The organism is Zobellella denitrificans, from assembly GCF_002237365.1.
In the GTDB taxonomy this organism is placed as follows: domain Bacteria; phylum Pseudomonadota; class Gammaproteobacteria; order Enterobacterales; family Aeromonadaceae; genus Oceanimonas; species Oceanimonas denitrificans.
Genome location: NZ_NMUO01000041.1, coordinates 1 through 15,908 on the forward strand (window position 1 = coordinate 1; position 15,908 = coordinate 15,908).

The following is a 15,908-nucleotide window of genomic DNA, read 5'->3' on the forward strand; positions in this document are numbered from 1 at the left end:
GCGGCGGCCTGGGGCGGCGGCAGGTGGGTGCTGTACACATAGCCGCGGCCAAAATTGAGCAGGTAGTCCACCAGTTCGCGGCTGCCGCCGACGAAGGCCCCGCCCACCCCCAGCGCCTTGCCGAAGGTGCCCATGAAGATCTGCACCTGTTCCGGTGCCACGCCCAGCTCATCCAGGGTCCCCCTGCCCTCCCGGCCGAGCACGCCCAGGCCGTGGGCGTCGTCTATCATCAGCCAGTTGCCGCTCTGCCCGGCCAGGCGCGAAAGCCCCGGCCAGTCACCCAGATCGCCGTCCATGCTGAACACCCCTTCGGAGACGATCAAACCGGCGCTGGGCTTGAGCCGGGCCTCCAGCGCGGCCATGTCGTTGTGGGCAAAGCGCAGCAGGCGCGCCGGGCTGAGCAGGCCCGCCTCCTGCAGGGAGGCGTGGTTGAGCCGGTCCTGCCACAGCAGGTGCTCCTTGCCGAGCAGGGCTTTGATCACCGCCTGGTTGGCGGAAAACCCGGAGCTGAACAGCAGCACCGCCTCCAGCCCCAGCCAGTCGCACAGCTCCGCCTCCAGCGCCCGGTGCACGGCCTGGTGCCCCACCACCAGCGGCGAGGCCACGGCGCCCGCGCCGAATTCCAACGCCGCCCGGTCGGCGGCCTCACGCAATTCCGGTGCCTGGCTTAAGCCCAGGTAGTCGTTGCCGGCAAAGTTGAGGTAGCTCTGGCCGGCGGACCACAGCAGCCGGCCCGCCACCTTGTCGATAAGGGGCAGGCTGCGTTTCAGCCCCGCCGCTTCGCGGCCGGCCAGGCTTAAGTGAAAGGGCATAGCAGTTTCCATAATTCCGGGATGATGAAAAGCGGTCAGCCGTAGGGTCGATTTCAATCGACCATCCCAACGGCGGCGTCGTGTTCGGTCGAATAGATTCGACCCTACGGGGCTTCCAGCTGTGTTTTACGCTTCGTAATACAGCGGCTTGGGCGCGTTCTGGGCGGCCAGTTGCTCGTGCAGTTCGATTTCGGTCATCTCGTCCGGTTTCTGGCTCACACCGCTCGGGCGCAGCCCCAAGCGTTTGAACAGCTGCATGTCGCTGTTTTCGTCCGGGTTGGGGGTGGTGAGCAGCTTGCAGCCGTAGAAGATGGAGTTGGCGCCGGCCATAAAGCACAGGGCCTGCATCTGATCGTTCATCTTTTCCCGCCCGGCGGACAGGCGCACATGGCTTTGGGGCATTAGGATGCGGGCCACGGCGATGGTGCGGATAAAGTCGAAGTCGTCCAGGTCTTCCTGGTTTTCGAGCGGGGTGCCCTTTACCTTTACCAGCATGTTGATGGGCACACTTTCGGGCTGGCGCGGCAGGTTGGCCAGGGCCAGCAGCAGGCCGGCGCGGTCTTCCGGGCTTTCACCCAGGCCGACGATGCCGCCGGAGCACACCTTCATGCCGGCCCCGCGCACGTTTTCCAGGGTGTTGAGCCGGTCGGCATAGGTGCGGGTGGTGATGATGTCGCCGTAAAATTCCGGGCTGGTGTCCAGGTTGTGGTTGTAGTAGTCGAGCCCCGCCTCGGCCAGGCGGTCGGCCTGGGAGGCATCCAGCATGCCCAGGGTCATGCAGGTTTCCATCCCCAGCGACTTCACCTCCTGCACCATCTTCAGCAGGTAGGGCATGTCCCGTTCCTTGGGGTTGCGCCAGGCGGCGCCCATGCAAAAGCGGCTGGAGCCGTTGGCCTTGGCCTCCCGCGCCCGCTCCAGCACCTTTTCCACTTCCATCAGCCGCTCGGTTTCCAGCCCGGTGCTGTAACGGGCGCTCTGGGGGCAGTACTTGCAGTCTTCCGGGCAGGCGCCGGTCTTGATGGAGAGCAGGGTGCTCACCTGCACCTCGTTGGGGTCGAAGTGGGCTCGGTGCACCTGCTGGGCTTCAAACAGCAGATCGAAGAAGGGGCGTTCAAACAGCGCGAGCACCTGCTCGCGGGTCCAGTTCTGGCGGCTCATGGTCACCCTATGTCCTTAAATTAAAGCGGGGTTTTGCTTGGCTAGTGTAAGGACGGATGCTAGCCTGTCAACCATCAAGATCATAACAAGTTTACATTTGACTAAATTATGACCAATCAAGAATTCGATCTGCACCACCTCTGGCACCCCTATACCTCCCTCACCCGTCCCCTGCCCTGCTATCAGGTCGAGCGCGCCAGCGGCGTTTACCTGGAGCTGGCGGATGGCCGCCGGCTTGTCGACGGCATGTCGTCCTGGTGGGCCTGCCTGCACGGCTACAATGTGCCGGAGCTGAACGCCGCCGCCACCGGGCAATTGGAGAAGATGTCCCACGTGATGTTCGGCGGCCTCACCCACGATCCCGCCATCCAGCTGTGCCGGGCACTGGGCCAGGTGCTGCCGGCGGGGCTGGATCGCTTCTTCCTGGCGGACTCGGGCTCGGTATCGGTCGAGGTGGCGCTGAAAATGGCCATTCAGTACTGGCACGGCCGGGGCACGCCCAAAACCCGCTTCGCCGCGCTCAGCCGCGGCTACCACGGCGACACCTTCGGCGCCATGAGCGTGTGCGACCCCAACGGCGGCATGCACAGCCTGTACAAGGGCTTTTTGCCGGAGCATATTTTCGTGCCCACCCCCCAGAGCCCCTTCGGTGGCGAGCTGGATCCGGCCGATCTGCAGGCGCTGGAGGCGGTGTTGGCCGAACACCACCGGGAGCTGGCGGCGCTTATCCTGGAGCCGGTGGTGCAGGGCGCCGGCGGCATGCGCTTCTATCATCCGGATTATCTGAAAGGCGCGCGGGAGCTGTGCGACCGTTACGAGGTGCTGCTGATCGCCGATGAAATCGCCACCGGCTTCGGCCGCACCGGCAGGCTGTTCGCCTGCGAGTGGGCCGGTATCAGGCCCGACATCATGTGCATCGGCAAGGCGCTCACCGGTGGCTACATGACCATGGCCGCCACCATCACCACGCAAGCGGTGGCCGACACCATCTGCAACGGCCCGGCCGGGGTGCTGATGCACGGCCCCACCTTTATGGCCAACCCCCTGGCCTGCGCCGTGGCCCTGGAAAGCCTCAGGCTGCTGCTCGCCTCCCCCTGGCAAGAGCGCATCCAGGCCATCGAGGACCAGCTCAAGCGCGAACTGGCACCGGCGCAGGATCTGCCCCGGGTGGCGGAGGTGCGGGTGCTGGGCGCCATTGGCGTAATCGAGATGAAAGAACCGCTCGCGGTGGCCGAGGTGCAAAAGCAACTGGTGGAGCTGGGTGTGTGGATCCGCCCCTTCGGCAAGCTGTTCTACGTGATGCCGCCCTACATCATAAAACCCGACGAACTCAGCCGGCTGACCAGTGCCATGAAGGTGATCGCCGGGCAGTAGGTGCCGGCGGGCCGCTGGTGGGCGGTCCACTAAAATAGGTGCAATACTCCGGCATTATAAGGCGCACGCCATTCCCCGGAGCGCAGGCGGCTCGCCTGCATTCCCGCGCAGCGGGAACCCTTGGCTTGGGTGCAACACCCTTTGCGGGCGGGCCGCCCGCGCCCCATTATGAGAACCCTTGGCCTGGGTGCAGCACCTTTGCCGGTGCGCCGCCCGCGCCCCAAACAGCGCCATCCTGCGGCCGAAAGGCGAACACCAAACCCCGGAGCGCAGGCGGCTCGCCTGCATTCCCGCGCAGCGGGAACCTACGACGTTGAAAACCATGCCTTAACCACAGGCGTACCCCCATGCGGGCGGGCCGCCCGCGCCCCATTATGAGAACCCTTGGCCTGGGTGCAACACCCTTTGCGGGCGCGCCGCCCGCGCCCCAAGAGTCGGCGCCACCAGCCCAGGTCCGGGGTTGCACCTTTGCTGCAAGGCTAAATTTAGACTATATTTGGTCTTGTTATAAACAAGCAGGACGCGCTGTTCAGGAGCCCTATGAAAACCCACACCATCAGCTATGTGAAAAAGCACGCCGCGGCGCTGGATGTTTCCGAGCCCATCATGGTTACCCAAAATGGCGAACCGGCCTACGTTATTGAATCTTATGCTGATCGAAAACGCCGTGATGAAGCGGTTGCACTGCTGAAGATGATGACGCTGTCCAGCCAGGACAAGGAGAAGGGTCGAGTCCTTACCGGTGATCAAGTGCTTGCCAGCTTGTAACCCGATTAAGAGGCACCCATGAAGGTAGAGTTTACTGAGTTGGCACAACAGACGCTGATAAGCCAAAAGGCGTATCTGGTTTCAACTGGTGCACGAAGCCCCGGCAACGCCAGTGAGCATCTAAAGGAGCTGGTTAAACACATTATTGAACAACTCGGAGCCTTCCCCGAACTGGGCCCAGCCAGCAGGCAGTTGCTGGAGTTGGGTGTCGCCCGCTATCGCGAGTATCTTCACAGGGGTTACCGTATTTTTTACGAATACGAGCCGGCTGGCAGCACCGTCACCGTTCACGCCATTCTCCGTCAGAATCAGGACGTTCAACTCCAGCTCTTTGAATTGCTCATCCTGCGGCCTTAACGGCGAGCACCACCCTCCGGAGCGCAGGCGGCTCGCCTGCATTCCCGCGCAGCGGGAACCTGCGGCCTGGCAAGCCATGCTTAACCACAGGCGTAACCCCCATGCGGGCGGGCCGCCCGCGCTCCAAAAAAAGCCACTCTGCGGCCTTAACGGCGAGCACCATCCTCCGGAGCGCAGGCGGCTCGCCTGCATTCCCGCGCAGCGGGAACCTGCGGCCTGGCAAGCCATGCTTAACCACAGGCGTAACCCCCATGCGGGCGGGCCGCCCGCGCTCCAAAAAAACCATGCGGGCGGGCCGCCCGCGCTCCAAAAAAAAAAGCCCTTTCACCTGGGGTGAAAGGGCAAAACGGGTGTCTTAACGCTTTTTATTGTCGTTCTAACTACATCAGGCTCGGCAGCCACAGGGAAATGGCCGGGAACACCGCGATGATCAGCATGCAGATCAGCATGGAGGCCAGGAAGGGGATCATCGCCTTGAACAGGGCGCCCATCGGCAGGTTGGCCGAGGTCATGGCGATATAGAGCCCCGGCCCCACCGGCGGCGTGACCAGGCCGATCAGGGTGGCCAGGCTGATGATCACCCCGAAGTGGATGGGATCGATGCCGAAGGAAATGGCCGCCGGCAGTATGATGGGCACGATGACGATCATCACGCTGATGCTCTCGAGGAACATGCCGAGCAGGATCACCAACACATAGACCAGCATCAGGAACAGCAGCGGCGAGGTGGTGATGCCGCTGATCCATTCCACCAGCATGTCCGGCACCGCCTCGAACGACAGCGCCCAGCCGAACACCGAGGCGGTGGCGATAAGGCCGGTGATGGTGGCGGTGTTGAGCGCCACCGAGGCGAAAATGCCCGGCAGTTCCTTCAGGCCAATGCTCTTGTAGACCACGGCGCCGATGATAAAGGCCATGATGGAGGCGATGGCGCCGGCTTCGGTCGGGGTCATCACCCCGGTGATGATGCAGATGATCACCACCACCGGAATGGTGCCGGGCAAGAGACCGCTCACCAGCTCCTGGCGGATGTTCTTGTGCTTGAGGTGCTCGCCCGAGGGCAGGCCGGCGAACAACCCGGTGAGGAAGATCACCAGGGCGAAGCCGGCGATGATCAACAGTCCGGGCACTATGCCGGCGATAAACAGGGCGGAGATCGGCTGGTAGGCCACCACCCCGTAGATGATCATCAGCATCGAAGGCGGGATGATGGGCCCCAGCAGGCCGCCGGCCATGGTGACGGCGGCGGAGAATTCCTTCTTGTAGCCCTTTTCCACCATGGTGGGCACCATCAGCCGGCTCATCACCGCTATCTGGGCGGTGGCCGAGCCGAGGATGGAGGCGGCCATGGCGTTGGTCAGCAGGTTCACATAGGCCAGGCCGCCCTTGAAGCCGCCCACGAACACGTCGGCGGCGTTCATCAGCCGGGAGGTGAGCCCGCCCTTGTTCATCAGCTCGCCCACCAGCATGAACAGCGGAATGGCCAGCAGGCCGTTCTGGTTGAGGGAGCCGTAAAGCTGGATCGGCAGCGAACTCATCAGCACGGTGAGGTCGGTTTGCCACAAAAACACCAGGGTGCCCAGCAGCAGGGTAATGAAGATGGGCAGCCCCAGCAGCAGGGCAACGAAGAAGGTAATGGAGGTCATCATAATGCCGCCTCACTGTGAACCAGCCTGGCGGGCAGGACTATCTTGATCAGCTGGTGCCAGGCCATGCAATAGAAGGACACCACCAGCACCGCGTAGTTGTACCAGCGCGGCAACTGGGTGGTGGGGGAAACGTCGGCCTTGATCTCCGGGCGCAGTATCCATTCGGTGGCGTAGTAGCACAACACCAGCAACACCAGCAGGGACAGCAGTTGCAGCCCCTTGTTCAGCCAGGCACCCCAGGGCTTGCCCAGGTTTTCCAGGATAAAGTCCACCCGCACCAGCTTGTTGCTGAACAGCAGGTAGCTGACGCCGATAAAGGTGGCGGAAATCAGGATCTGCACCGACACTTCCTCGGCCCAGAACAGCGGGCTGCTGAAGAAATAGCGGAGTATCACCTGGGCGGAGAGGATCAGGGTCAGCGCCGCCGTCAGCAGCACCAGCAAGGCGTATTCCAGCTTGCCGAGCAGTCCATCCAATGTCTTGATGATCTTGAACATAATCACCTCGGTGGGCGGGACCCGGGCCCCGCCCCTTGTGCTTGATTACTGGGTTTGCTGCTGGTAGAAGGCGTTGATGCCTTCGCTGGCAGCGCTGTATTTGCCGACGATCGCCTCGGCGGCCTGGCTCAGCTGCGCCGCGTCGAATTCATTGATGGTGACCCCTTCCTGCCTGAGCAGCTCCAGGTTGCTCAGCTCGGCCTCGGCCTGCTTCCGGAAGCCCCATTCCTCGGCCTCCTTGAAGGCGCTCAGCACCAGGGTGCGATCCTCTTCCGACAGCCGGTTCCACCAGACCTCGGAGGCCACCACCACGCCGGGGAAGGCCATGTGGTTGGTCAGGGTCAGGTAGGGCGCCTGCTGGTACATCTTGAGGCCGACCACTATGTCCAGATCCACATCTACCGCGTCCAGCAGGTTGGTGGTCAGGGCCGAGGACACGTCGCTGATGGCCAGGGCGGTGGGCGCCGCGCCCAGCTGGTTCCACCAGTCGTTGAACAGCTTATTGGGGAAGGAGCGGATCTTCTTGTTCCTGAAGTCGTCCACCGAGGTCATGGGTTTGGAGGAAATCACGTGGCGCATGCCGGCGAAGGTGTAGCCCAGCCCCACCAGCTTGTGCTGCTTGAGGTTGTCCAGCATTTCCTGGGCGGCGGGATGCTTGCTGGCCTCGGCCGCGTCGGTCACGTCGTCGAAGAGATAGGGCAGGAACCAGGCGTTCATGTCCTCGGCCCGGTTGGACAGGCTGCCCGCGGTCAGGATGGCCAGTTGCAGGCCGCCGGACTGCAGCAGATCGATCATCTGATCGTCGCCGCCCAGCTTGGACAGCGGAAAGATCATGATGGTGTGCTTGCCGCCCGAGGCTTCCTTCAGGTTGTCGTTGAAGCGCTCGGCCACCTGGTTCCAGATATGGCTGGGCGGGGTCACGTGGCCCAGACGCATCCGCTCCGCGCTGGCGGAGAAGCTGAAGGTCAGTGCCGAGGCGATGGCGGTCACCGCGAAGAGTTTTTTGAAAGTTACCATGACGAGTCGAGCTCCCTGTAATCCTTGAGTCCGGGGGTATCCCCCACCATTGCGGCCGTTGGGCCTGACATCCGTTTTCATCATCAACGGGTCCGGCCGGGTTCATGACCCGGCCCCGTCGTTATTTGGCGATACGCAGTTCCACGTCGCCCACCCCGGCCACAGATCCGAGGATGTGGTCGCCGGCCACCACCGGGCCTACCCCGTCGGGGGTGCCGGTGTAGATCAGATCCCCCGGCTGCAGGTGGTAGAAGCGGGACAGGTGGGCGATGATCTCCGGCACGTTCCAGATAAGTTTGGTCAGATCCGAGTTCTGCCTGACCTCGCCGTTCACGCTCAGGGTGATCACGCCGCTGTCGACGATGCCGGTTTCTTCCTTGCGCACTATAGGGCCGAGCACCGCGGACTCCTCGAAGTCCTTGCCCAGATCCCAGGGCCGGCCGGTTTCCCGCGCCTTCAGCTGCAGATCCCGGCGGGTCATGTCCAGGCCGGCGGCGTAGCCGAACACCAGCTCGTCGGCCTCGGCCTCGCTCACCTCGAAGCCGGCCTTGCCGATGGCCACCACGAACTCCATTTCATAATGGTAATTGGCGGTTTGCGGTGGATAGGCGATTTCGCTGCCCGAGGGGATCAGGCTGCTCGGGTGCTTGGTGAAGTAAAAGGGCTCCTGGCTGCTCTTGTCGACGCTCACACCCATCTCGGCGGCGTGGGCATGGTAGTTGCGGCCCACGCAGAAGATGCGGTGCACCGGGAACAATGCGTCGGTGCCGGCCACGGCGGCCAGGGTCTGCTCTTTAGCGGGAAATAACAGTTTTGCGCTCATCTTGTTCAACCTTGACTCAGTAAATGCCGAGATAACGATGCAGCGGGGCTTCGTCGGCGGTGATCATAAAGGCCGGCTGGTCGGCCGAGCCGTTGCTCAGGGTAATGTCGCTGTAGCCGGGGGCCGACAGGGTGTCCTTGTCGTTCCAGGCCAGGGGCTCGCCGCCGTCCACGCTCAGTTGGCCGCATCCTTCCACCGCGTGGAACACGCAGGCGGTGGTGCGCCTGGGCAGGGTGACGGTCTCGCCAGGGCGCAGCATCAGGGCGCCGAAGCCGATGCTGGGGAACAGGCTGGCGCCGGTTTCCGGGTTGACGTAGCTCACCTGCAGCAGGCCGTCCTGATAATGCTCGGCCATCTCCACCAGGCAGGCACGGGTCTTGCCCCAGGGATAGCGCAGCATGGGCGAGTCGGCGGTGCCGCGCTGGAAGTTGAGGTTGGGCACCACGCCGGCGGCGCTGTAGTCGGCAAACGACTTGTCCCGGCTCAGGGTGGTCTGCTGGGGCTGGCCTTCCACCGCCCAGGAGCCTTCGAGCTGGTAGATCAGTGGCAGGTCGAGGATATCCAGCCAGACGATGGGGCCCTCCCCTTCGTGGTGGTGCTCGTGCCACTTGCCGGAGGGGGTGAGGATCAGATCGCCCCGCTCCATGCGGCAGGGCTCGCCGTTGACGGTGGTGTAGGCGCCCTCGCCCTCGATGATGATGCGCACCGCGTTGGGGGTGTGGCGGTGGTTGGGCGCGGTTTCACCGGGCAGGATCAGCTGCAGCCCCATGTAGATGCTGGGGGTGGCCTGCATGTTGTTGAGGCCGTGGCCCGGGTTGGCCAGCACCAGCACCCGGCGCTCGGCCTTTTCCATCGGGGTCAGCTCGCCGGCCTGCAGCAGCAGCGGGCGCACCACCTCGTAGCCCCAGCGCAGGGTGCGGGTCTTGCGGCTGGGCACCTTGGGCGGCAGCACGGCGCGCATGTTGGGCCACAGCGGCACCAGGTTCTGTTCGGTCAGCTCATTACGGTAGCTTTCGGGCAGGTCTTCCAGGGTTCCGAGTTGATGCATCTTCTCTGTCTCCTTGTGGCGCCGGCCGGGCCGGCGCGCGATACGATTAGCGGTGGTCGTCTTTCAGGCAGTTGGTCACGTTCCAGCCGTACAGCCATTCGATGGCGTCGTAGAAACGTTCCTGGCTGCGGCCTTTCCACAGGTCGTTGCGGATCAGCCGCTCCACGCCCTTGGCATGATAGATGCGCCCCATTTCCCGGCTGGACAGCACGATGCGGGCGGTACGGGCGACCCGGGAGCGCTGGTACAGATCCAGGGCCTTGTCCCAGTCGTTGTCGTGTACCCGCAGCGCCTCGCCCAGGGTCACGGCATCCTCTATCGCCATGCAGGCGCCCTGGGCCATGTACTGGGTGGTGGGGTGGGCGGCGTCGCCCAGCAGGGTCGCCCGGCCGTAGGTCCACTGCTCGATGGGCTCCCGGTCGGCGGTGGCCCAGCGTTTCCAGCTCTTGGGCAGGTCGATCAACTGGCGCGCCTTGGGGCAGATGCCCTGGAAGTAGCTTTGTACCTCTTCCTTGCTGCCTTCGGTCACGCCCCACTCTTCCTGCTCGCGGCTGTGGAAGGTCACCACCACGTTGTACTGCTCGCCGCCGCGCAGCGGATAATGCACCAGGTGGCAGTTGGGGCCGGCCCACAGGCTGGCGGCGTTCCAGCGCAGCTCTTCGGGGAAGTCTTCCTTGTCGACCACGGCGCGGTACACCACATGGCCGGTGACCCGGGCCGGATCATTGACATAGGTCTGGCGCACCACCGACTTGACGCCGTCGGCGCCGATCAGGGCCACGCCCCGGTAGACGTTGCCGCGCTGGTCATAGACGGCCACGCCGTTTTCATCCTGCTCCACCCGCTGGATCTGGGTGTCGGTCTTGAATTCCACCCGGCCGGTTTCCTGGGCGCCTTCGAGCAGCGACAGGTGCACGTCCACCCGGTGGATCACCGCATAGGGGTTGCCGAAGCGCTGGCGGAAGGCCTCGCCGGTTTCGATCTTGCCGATCTGGTATTCGTCGATGGCGTCGTGCATCACCATAAAGTCGGTGAACACCGAGCGGCCGCGCGCCTTGTCGCCCACGCCGAGGGCGTCGAAGGCGTGGAAGGCGTTGGGCCCGAGCTGGATGCCGGCGCCGATTTCACCGATTTCCGGCGCCTGCTCCAGCACCTGTACCCTAAAGCCCCGGCGCACCAGGGCCAGCGCCGCGGCCAGGCCGCCGATGCCGCCGCCGACTACGATGACGTTTTGCTCTGTCTGTTGCTTGTCCATCACTGTTCTCCTTTCAATCTGTCTGTCGCCCGGCTCAGGCGGTAAAGTCCGGCTGGCGGGAGGGGGCGGCCTGCTGGAAGGCCGGCTGCCGCTGGCAGTGCTGGTACACCGCCATCACCCTGGGATAGGCGCTCAGGTCGCAGCCCATGCGCTCGGCGTTGGCCACCTGGGGCACCAGGCAGCAGTCGGCCAGGGTGGGCGCCTCGCCAAAGCAGTAGGGGCCATGGCCATAACGTTCGAGCAGGGCTTCCACCGCGCCGAAGCCCTCGGCTATCCAGTGGCGGTACCAGTCGTTCTTCTGCTCCTCGCTCACCTCGAGGCGGTTCTTCAGGTAGCCGAGGATGCGCAGGTTGTTGACCGGGTGCATGTCGCAGGCGATGGCATTGGCCAGTTCCAGCACCCGGGCCCGGGCCCGGGGCTCGGCGGGCAACAGTCTGGGCTCAGGATGAGTCTCGTCCAGATAGTCGATGATCGCCATCGACTGGCTCAGGGCGGTGCCGTCGTCCTCCACCAGCAGCGGCACTCCCTGGGAGGGATTCAGCGCCCGGTAGTCGTCGGCCCGTTGCTCGCCCACCCGGATGTTTATGCCTTTGTAGTCGTAGCCCAGGCCCTTCAGGGCCAGGGCGATGCGCACCCGGTAGGAGGTGGAGCTGTTGAAAAAACTGTAAAGCTGCATGGTCTTCTCTCCCTTACACCACACGCACGTGCAGTTCGCCCAGGCCCTCGACGCCGCCGACCATCAGCTCGCCCCGGTGCACCGCGCCCACCCCTTCCGGGGTGCCGGTCATGATGAGATCGCCCGGCTGCAGCTCGAAAAAGCGGGACAGGTAGCTGATGGTCTCGGGCACCGACCAGATCAGCTTGTCGATGTCGCTGCGCTGGCGGTCTTCGCCGTCCACCTGCAGCCAGATGGCGGCCTGCCCGGGGTGGCCGATCTGGCTGGCCGGATGGAGCGGGCCCACCGGCGCCGAGGCGTCGAACGCCTTGCCGATTTCCCAGGGGCGGCCCATCTCGCGCATCTTCATCTGCAAGTCGCGGCGGGTCATGTCCAGGCCCACGGCGTAGCCCCATACATGGTCGTTGGCCTCTTCCAGGGGGATGTTGCTGCCGCCCTTGCCGATGGCCACCACCAGCTCGATTTCATAATGGTAGTTGCCGGTTTCACTTGGGTAGGGCAGCGCCAGGGTGTCGCCTTCCGCCACCGGCACCACGGCGTCGGCGGGCTTGCAGAAGAAGAAGGGCGGCTCCCGATCCGGGTCGAAACCCATCTCCCGGGCATGGGCGGCGTAGTTGCGGCCGACGCAATAGACGCGGCGCACCGGAAACTGCTGCTCGCCGCCGACGACGGGGATGCTGGTGACGGCTTGGGGTTCTACGACATAACTCACGTGACACTCTCCTGACTGATTGAGCGGCCCTGCGTCGGCGCCCTGGATACTGCCCGGCGATAGCATTCTTCCAATGTCTCGCTCACGGCCTCGTAACTTCTGAGCAACAGTATTGTCCGTGAAACCCATATCGAATAATGATATTTTGAGATACCGTCATACACTTTATGGTATAGCTCGATGGACTGGACCCGCCGCCTGCGCCTCAGGCACCTGCACCTGCTGATCAACCTGGCCGACACCGGCAGCCTGAGCGATACCGCCCGCATCATGCACACCACCCAGCCGGGGTTGTCGAAGTGGCTGAAGGAGCTGGAGGAAGACATAGGCGCGCCGCTGTTCGAGCGCCATGCCCGCGGCCTCAGGCCCACCGCCATGGGCCAGTTGCTGGTGAGCCATGCCCGGCGCATGGTGACCGAGATGGCCCGGGCCCAGCACAACCTGGAAGCCCTGCAGGAAGGCAGCGCCCGCACCGTGGCGGTGGGCACCTCGCCGGCCTCGGCGCCCAGCTTCGTGCCGGCGGCCATCATGGCCTTCATCGCCCGGCACCCCAGGGCGCGGGTGGAAATACAGGAAAGCACCATGAACTCGCTGCTGGACAAGCTGGAGTTGGGCAAGCTGGACGTGGTGGTGGGCAGGCTCGACAACTACCAGCCCCGCGCCAGCCTGAAGAGCGAAATGCTCTACGAGGAGCCGCTGCGCATCGTGGCCCGGCCGGACCATCCCCTGGCCGGGCGACCTGGGCTGGGCTGGGACCATCTCTATGAATACGACTGGATAGTCTGGCCCCAGGGCACCCCCATCCGCAGCAAGCTGGACATGGCCCTGACCCTGGCCGGACGCAAGCCGCCGCCCTACCGGGTGGAGTCCTCCTCCCAGGTGGGCAACCTCTGGCTGCTGCAGCACAGCGACATGTTGTCGGTCAGCTCCGAGCGGGTGGCCCGCCACTTCACCGGCCGCGGCCTGGTGGTGCCGCTGGACATCCGCCTCGACAGCGGCGAAGGCTATGTGGGCATGTGCTGGCGCGACGAGGAACACCCCGACCCCACCACCCTGGATCTGCTGGAATGCCTGCGCCAGGCCAGGAGGTGATGCCAAAATGAGTTGGCGTTATGCTTGAGGCCATCTGTCCCACTCAATGCCGGAAACCCAGCCATGGACGTCAGCTATCGCCAACTCAAGGCCTTTATTCATCTGGTGGAAATCGGCAGCATGACCGCCGCCGCCGAAGCAGTGCACCTGTCCCAGTCGGCCCTGAGCCAAATCGTCAAGCGGCTGGAAGAACAACTCAACAGCCAACTACTGCTACGGGAAAAGCGTCAGCTCATCCTGACCCCGGCCGGCGAAGCCCTGTACCGGGAAGCCAGGATCATCGTCAATCGCCTGGAGCGGCTGCGGGCCGAAAACGATCTGCAGGCTCAGGGCAAACGACCGCCGTTTCGCATTGCCACCCTGTACACCACTGCCCCTCTGGTGACCGAAAGCCTGCCCGACCTACTGCGCCAGTTGCCCGACCTGCCCCTGGAGCTGGAAGAAATCGGCAGCCTGCCCTTGAGCATGGTGCTGTCGAAGGGAGAGTTCGACATTGCCGTGAGCACGGCGCCCTTCGATGCCAGCTACCACTTTATTCCACTCTACCGGGACTTTATCGGGCTGTACTGCCACCGCGACCATCCCCTCGCCTGCCAGGCCAGCATCAGCTGGGAGCAGGCGGCCCAGGCGGCCAACATCGGCGTGCCGCCCGACAACAACCTACGCCTGCACGCAGAACACACCTTTACCCAGCTCGGCATCCACTACCAGCCAGGCATTACCGTGGCCCAGCCCTCCACCATGCTCGGCATGCTCAGGGCCGGCATGGGCGCCGCCCTGCTGTCGTCCACCTTTGCCTATTGCCAGCCGCTGGGCGACATTGTGTTTGTGCCAGTGGCCGAACCCAGGGAATACCGCACCCTGGGGCTGCTGCTGGGCGCCCATGTGGCCCGCGACGATCACCGGGTGCAGGTGTTCAGCCAAGTATTCCGGGAGCACCTGCTCCGCGCCGCTGCCCTGCGGGAAAACGCCATCATGCTGCTGTAATCCGGCCCCCGGCCTGTTGTGCTTATGAACCCATAAGCAAGTCGAATCCATTTTTGGCCCCTGTTGTGGCATAACCCACTCCAGACCGACACCAACCCGGAAGGTCGCTTTATCTGGAGACAGGAGTCATTCCATGCAAGCAGTAATGTCCCAGGGCCGGCTGGCCCGTACCCTCAACTGGGTGGAACTGGCAGGCAGCAAGTTGCCCCACCCCTTTACCCTCTTTTTCTACCTGGTGCTGCTGACCCTGGGTCTGTCGGCGCTGCTCTCCTGGCTGGACGTGACCAGCGTGCACCCGCTAAGCGGCCAGGAGATCCAGGTTCGCAGCCTGCTCTCGGGCGAAGGCTTGGTGTGGTTTTTAACCAGCTTCATCACCAACATCACCGGCTTTGCGCCCTTTGGGGTGGTGATTGTCATGGCCATTGGCATCGGCTTTGCTGAGCAGGTGGGCTGTATTTTCGCGGCCCTGCGCCTGATGATCAGCCGGGTGCCCCGGGCCAGCCTGGGCTATGCCATGGCCTTTACCGGTATTATGGGCAACATGGCCTCCGACGCTGCCTTTATCATAGTGCCCCCACTGGCGGCCCTGATGTTTCTGGCCGCCGGCCGCCACCCGCTGGCCGGCTTTATCAGTGCCTTTACCGGCGCCGCCGGCGGCTTTTCGGCCAACCTGCTGATCGGTGGCAACGACGTATTGCTGGCCGGCATCACCAACGAAGCCCTGCAAAGCGTGTCGGCCCAGCTGCAGGTTTCGCCGGTGTCTAACTGGTATTTCCTGATCGTCAGTGTGTTCATCCTCACCCTGGCCGGCGGCCTGATCACCGACCGCCTGATAGAGCCGCGTCTGGGGCGCTACCAGCCTACCACCGAGCAGGAAAGCCTGGAGCAGCTCACTGCGCAAGAGCACAAGGGCCTGCGCCGGGTGCTGTATGCCAGCCTGCTGTTCTGGGGCCTGGTGACCGCCCTGGTGCTCCCCGACAGCTCGCCACTGCGCCACCCCGACACTGGTGGCCTGGTGCCCTCGCCTTTTATGGCCGGGCTGGTGGCACTGATTTTCTTCTACTTTATCGTCATTGGCCTGGTGTACGGCTTTACCGTCGGCACCCTGCGCTCGGAAGCCGACATTCCCGCCAAGCTCAACCAGGCCACCAAGGTGGTGGTGCCCTTTATTGTGCTGACCTTGGTGATCGCCCAGTTCATCTACATGTTCAACTGGACCAACTTGGGCGCCGTGCTGGCCATTCAGGGCGCCGGCATCCTCAAGCAGAGCGGGCTGAGCGCCTTTCCGCTGCTGGTGGCGCTGATCCTGCTGGTGGCCTTTCTCAACCTGTTTTTGGGCAGCGCCTCGGCCAAGTGGTCGCTGCTGGCGCCGGTACTGATCCCTATGTTCGCCTTTCTGGACATTTCGCCCGCCGTGGTGCAAATGGCCTACCGCATTGGCGACTCGGCCACAAACCCCATTTCGCCCTTGTTCCCCTATCTGCCGATCATGTTGTCCTTTATTACCAAGTACAACAAAGACGCCCACGTGGGCACCCTCTTCTCCCTGGCGCTGCCCTACGCCGTTGTGTTCCTGCTGCTGTGGATAGCCCAGCTCGGCCTGTGGATGCTGCTGGACCTGCCGCTGGGGCCGGACGCTCTGTCTTTCTATATCTCGCTATTCCAACAATAAAAGGAGCACGC

General features: G+C 63.8%; 16 protein-coding genes. 6 read left to right on the top strand and 10 right to left on the bottom strand.

The annotated features are described in order from the left end of the window. Positions 1-812: aminotransferase class I/II-fold pyridoxal phosphate-dependent enzyme (locus CGX12_RS10290; RefSeq protein ID WP_094039792.1), on the bottom strand; the 812-nt coding region annotated here is incomplete at its 3' end. A gap of 126 nt (positions 813-938) precedes the next feature. Beyond that, complete coding sequence (gene bioB, locus CGX12_RS10295) at positions 939-1,970, bottom strand: biotin synthase BioB (RefSeq protein WP_094039793.1); 1,032 nt, start codon at positions 1,968-1,970, stop codon at positions 939-941. A gap of 108 nt (positions 1,971-2,078) precedes the next feature. Between bioB and bioA the strand changes: the two genes are divergently transcribed. From bioA to CGX12_RS10310, 3 genes are all read left to right on the top strand, one after another. After that, a complete protein-coding gene (gene bioA / locus CGX12_RS10300; RefSeq protein ID WP_094039794.1) occupies positions 2,079-3,344 on the top strand; it encodes an adenosylmethionine--8-amino-7-oxononanoate transaminase in 1,266 nt (421 codons plus the stop codon). A gap of 540 nt (positions 3,345-3,884) precedes the next feature. Next, complete coding sequence (locus tag CGX12_RS10305) at positions 3,885-4,112, top strand: type II toxin-antitoxin system Phd/YefM family antitoxin (protein WP_094039795.1); 228 nt, start codon at positions 3,885-3,887, stop codon at positions 4,110-4,112. An 18-nt stretch (positions 4,113-4,130) separates the two neighbouring features. Then, positions 4,131-4,469, top strand: a complete 339-nt coding sequence (locus CGX12_RS10310; protein WP_094039796.1) for a type II toxin-antitoxin system RelE/ParE family toxin — start codon at positions 4,131-4,133, stop codon at positions 4,467-4,469. A gap of 380 nt (positions 4,470-4,849) precedes the next feature. On the opposite strand, the gene CGX12_RS10315 is transcribed toward CGX12_RS10310, so the two are convergent. The 8 genes from CGX12_RS10315 to CGX12_RS10350 form a co-directional block, all read right to left on the bottom strand. After that, entirely contained in the window at positions 4,850-6,118 is a 1,269-nt protein-coding gene (locus tag CGX12_RS10315; protein WP_094039797.1) for a TRAP transporter large permease, read from the bottom strand. Beyond that, complete coding sequence (locus CGX12_RS10320) at positions 6,115-6,615, bottom strand: TRAP transporter small permease (RefSeq protein ID WP_094039798.1); 501 nt, start codon at positions 6,613-6,615, stop codon at positions 6,115-6,117. The genes CGX12_RS10315 and CGX12_RS10320 overlap by 4 nt, the downstream gene beginning before the upstream one ends. Before the next feature lie 45 nt (positions 6,616-6,660). Next, the gene (locus CGX12_RS10325; RefSeq protein WP_094039799.1) at positions 6,661-7,632 is read right to left on the bottom strand and encodes a TRAP transporter substrate-binding protein; all 972 of its coding nucleotides are present in this window, start codon (positions 7,630-7,632) and stop codon (positions 6,661-6,663) included. A gap of 121 nt (positions 7,633-7,753) precedes the next feature. Then, complete coding sequence (locus CGX12_RS10330) at positions 7,754-8,455, bottom strand: fumarylacetoacetate hydrolase family protein (protein WP_094039800.1); 702 nt, start codon at positions 8,453-8,455, stop codon at positions 7,754-7,756. Between the two features lie 16 nt (positions 8,456-8,471). Continuing rightward, entirely contained in the window at positions 8,472-9,503 is a 1,032-nt protein-coding gene (locus tag CGX12_RS10335; protein WP_094039801.1) for a cupin domain-containing protein, read from the bottom strand. Positions 9,504-9,549: 46 nt separating this feature from the next. Then, positions 9,550-10,758 (bottom strand): 3-hydroxybenzoate 6-monooxygenase, encoded by a 1,209-nt coding sequence (locus tag CGX12_RS10340; protein WP_094039802.1) that lies wholly within the window; start codon positions 10,756-10,758, stop codon positions 9,550-9,552. Between the two features lie 34 nt (positions 10,759-10,792). Beyond that, complete coding sequence (gene maiA, locus CGX12_RS10345; RefSeq protein ID WP_094039803.1) at positions 10,793-11,434, bottom strand: maleylacetoacetate isomerase; 642 nt, start codon at positions 11,432-11,434, stop codon at positions 10,793-10,795. Positions 11,435-11,447: 13 nt separating this feature from the next. Then, a complete protein-coding gene (locus CGX12_RS10350) occupies positions 11,448-12,146 on the bottom strand; it encodes a fumarylacetoacetate hydrolase family protein (RefSeq protein WP_094039804.1) in 699 nt (232 codons plus the stop codon). Between the two features lie 180 nt (positions 12,147-12,326). Here CGX12_RS10350 and CGX12_RS10355 point away from each other — a divergent pair, with 180 nt between their 5' ends. The 3 genes from CGX12_RS10355 (at position 12,327) to CGX12_RS10365 (ending at position 15,897) form a co-directional block, all read left to right on the top strand. Beyond that, positions 12,327-13,238: a LysR substrate-binding domain-containing protein gene (locus CGX12_RS10355; RefSeq protein WP_094039805.1), complete on the top strand. Its 912-nt coding sequence runs from the start codon at positions 12,327-12,329 to the stop codon at positions 13,236-13,238. A 63-nt stretch (positions 13,239-13,301) separates the two neighbouring features. Then, the gene (locus CGX12_RS10360) at positions 13,302-14,225 is read left to right on the top strand and encodes a LysR family transcriptional regulator (protein WP_094039806.1); all 924 of its coding nucleotides are present in this window, start codon (positions 13,302-13,304) and stop codon (positions 14,223-14,225) included. 133 nt (positions 14,226-14,358) lie between these two features. Continuing rightward, entirely contained in the window at positions 14,359-15,897 is a 1,539-nt protein-coding gene (locus CGX12_RS10365; RefSeq protein WP_094039807.1) for an AbgT family transporter, read from the top strand. Positions 15,898-15,908: the final 11 nt, after the last annotated feature.

What these genes read in the sequence shown, in the direction of transcription:
- bioB (WP_094039793.1), bottom strand. Translation starts at nt 1,970, where the DNA reads ATGAGCCGCCAGAACTGGACCCGCGAGCAGGTGCTCGCGCTGTTTGAA.
- bioA (WP_094039794.1), top strand. Translation starts at nt 2,079, where the DNA reads ATGACCAATCAAGAATTCGATCTGCACCACCTCTGGCACCCCTATACC.
- CGX12_RS10305 (WP_094039795.1), top strand. Translation starts at nt 3,885, where the DNA reads ATGAAAACCCACACCATCAGCTATGTGAAAAAGCACGCCGCGGCGCTG.
- CGX12_RS10310 (WP_094039796.1), top strand. Translation starts at nt 4,131, where the DNA reads ATGAAGGTAGAGTTTACTGAGTTGGCACAACAGACGCTGATAAGCCAA.
- CGX12_RS10315 (WP_094039797.1), bottom strand. Translation starts at nt 6,118, where the DNA reads ATGATGACCTCCATTACCTTCTTCGTTGCCCTGCTGCTGGGGCTGCCC.
- CGX12_RS10320 (WP_094039798.1), bottom strand. Translation starts at nt 6,615, where the DNA reads ATGTTCAAGATCATCAAGACATTGGATGGACTGCTCGGCAAGCTGGAA.
- CGX12_RS10325 (WP_094039799.1), bottom strand. Translation starts at nt 7,632, where the DNA reads ATGGTAACTTTCAAAAAACTCTTCGCGGTGACCGCCATCGCCTCGGCA.
- CGX12_RS10330 (WP_094039800.1), bottom strand. Translation starts at nt 8,455, where the DNA reads ATGAGCGCAAAACTGTTATTTCCCGCTAAAGAGCAGACCCTGGCCGCC.
- CGX12_RS10335 (WP_094039801.1), bottom strand. Translation starts at nt 9,503, where the DNA reads ATGCATCAACTCGGAACCCTGGAAGACCTGCCCGAAAGCTACCGTAAT.
- CGX12_RS10340 (WP_094039802.1), bottom strand. Translation starts at nt 10,758, where the DNA reads ATGGACAAGCAACAGACAGAGCAAAACGTCATCGTAGTCGGCGGCGGC.
- maiA (WP_094039803.1), bottom strand. Translation starts at nt 11,434, where the DNA reads ATGCAGCTTTACAGTTTTTTCAACAGCTCCACCTCCTACCGGGTGCGC.
- CGX12_RS10355 (WP_094039805.1), top strand. Translation starts at nt 12,327, where the DNA reads ATGGACTGGACCCGCCGCCTGCGCCTCAGGCACCTGCACCTGCTGATC.
- CGX12_RS10360 (WP_094039806.1), top strand. Translation starts at nt 13,302, where the DNA reads ATGGACGTCAGCTATCGCCAACTCAAGGCCTTTATTCATCTGGTGGAA.
- CGX12_RS10365 (WP_094039807.1), top strand. Translation starts at nt 14,359, where the DNA reads ATGCAAGCAGTAATGTCCCAGGGCCGGCTGGCCCGTACCCTCAACTGG.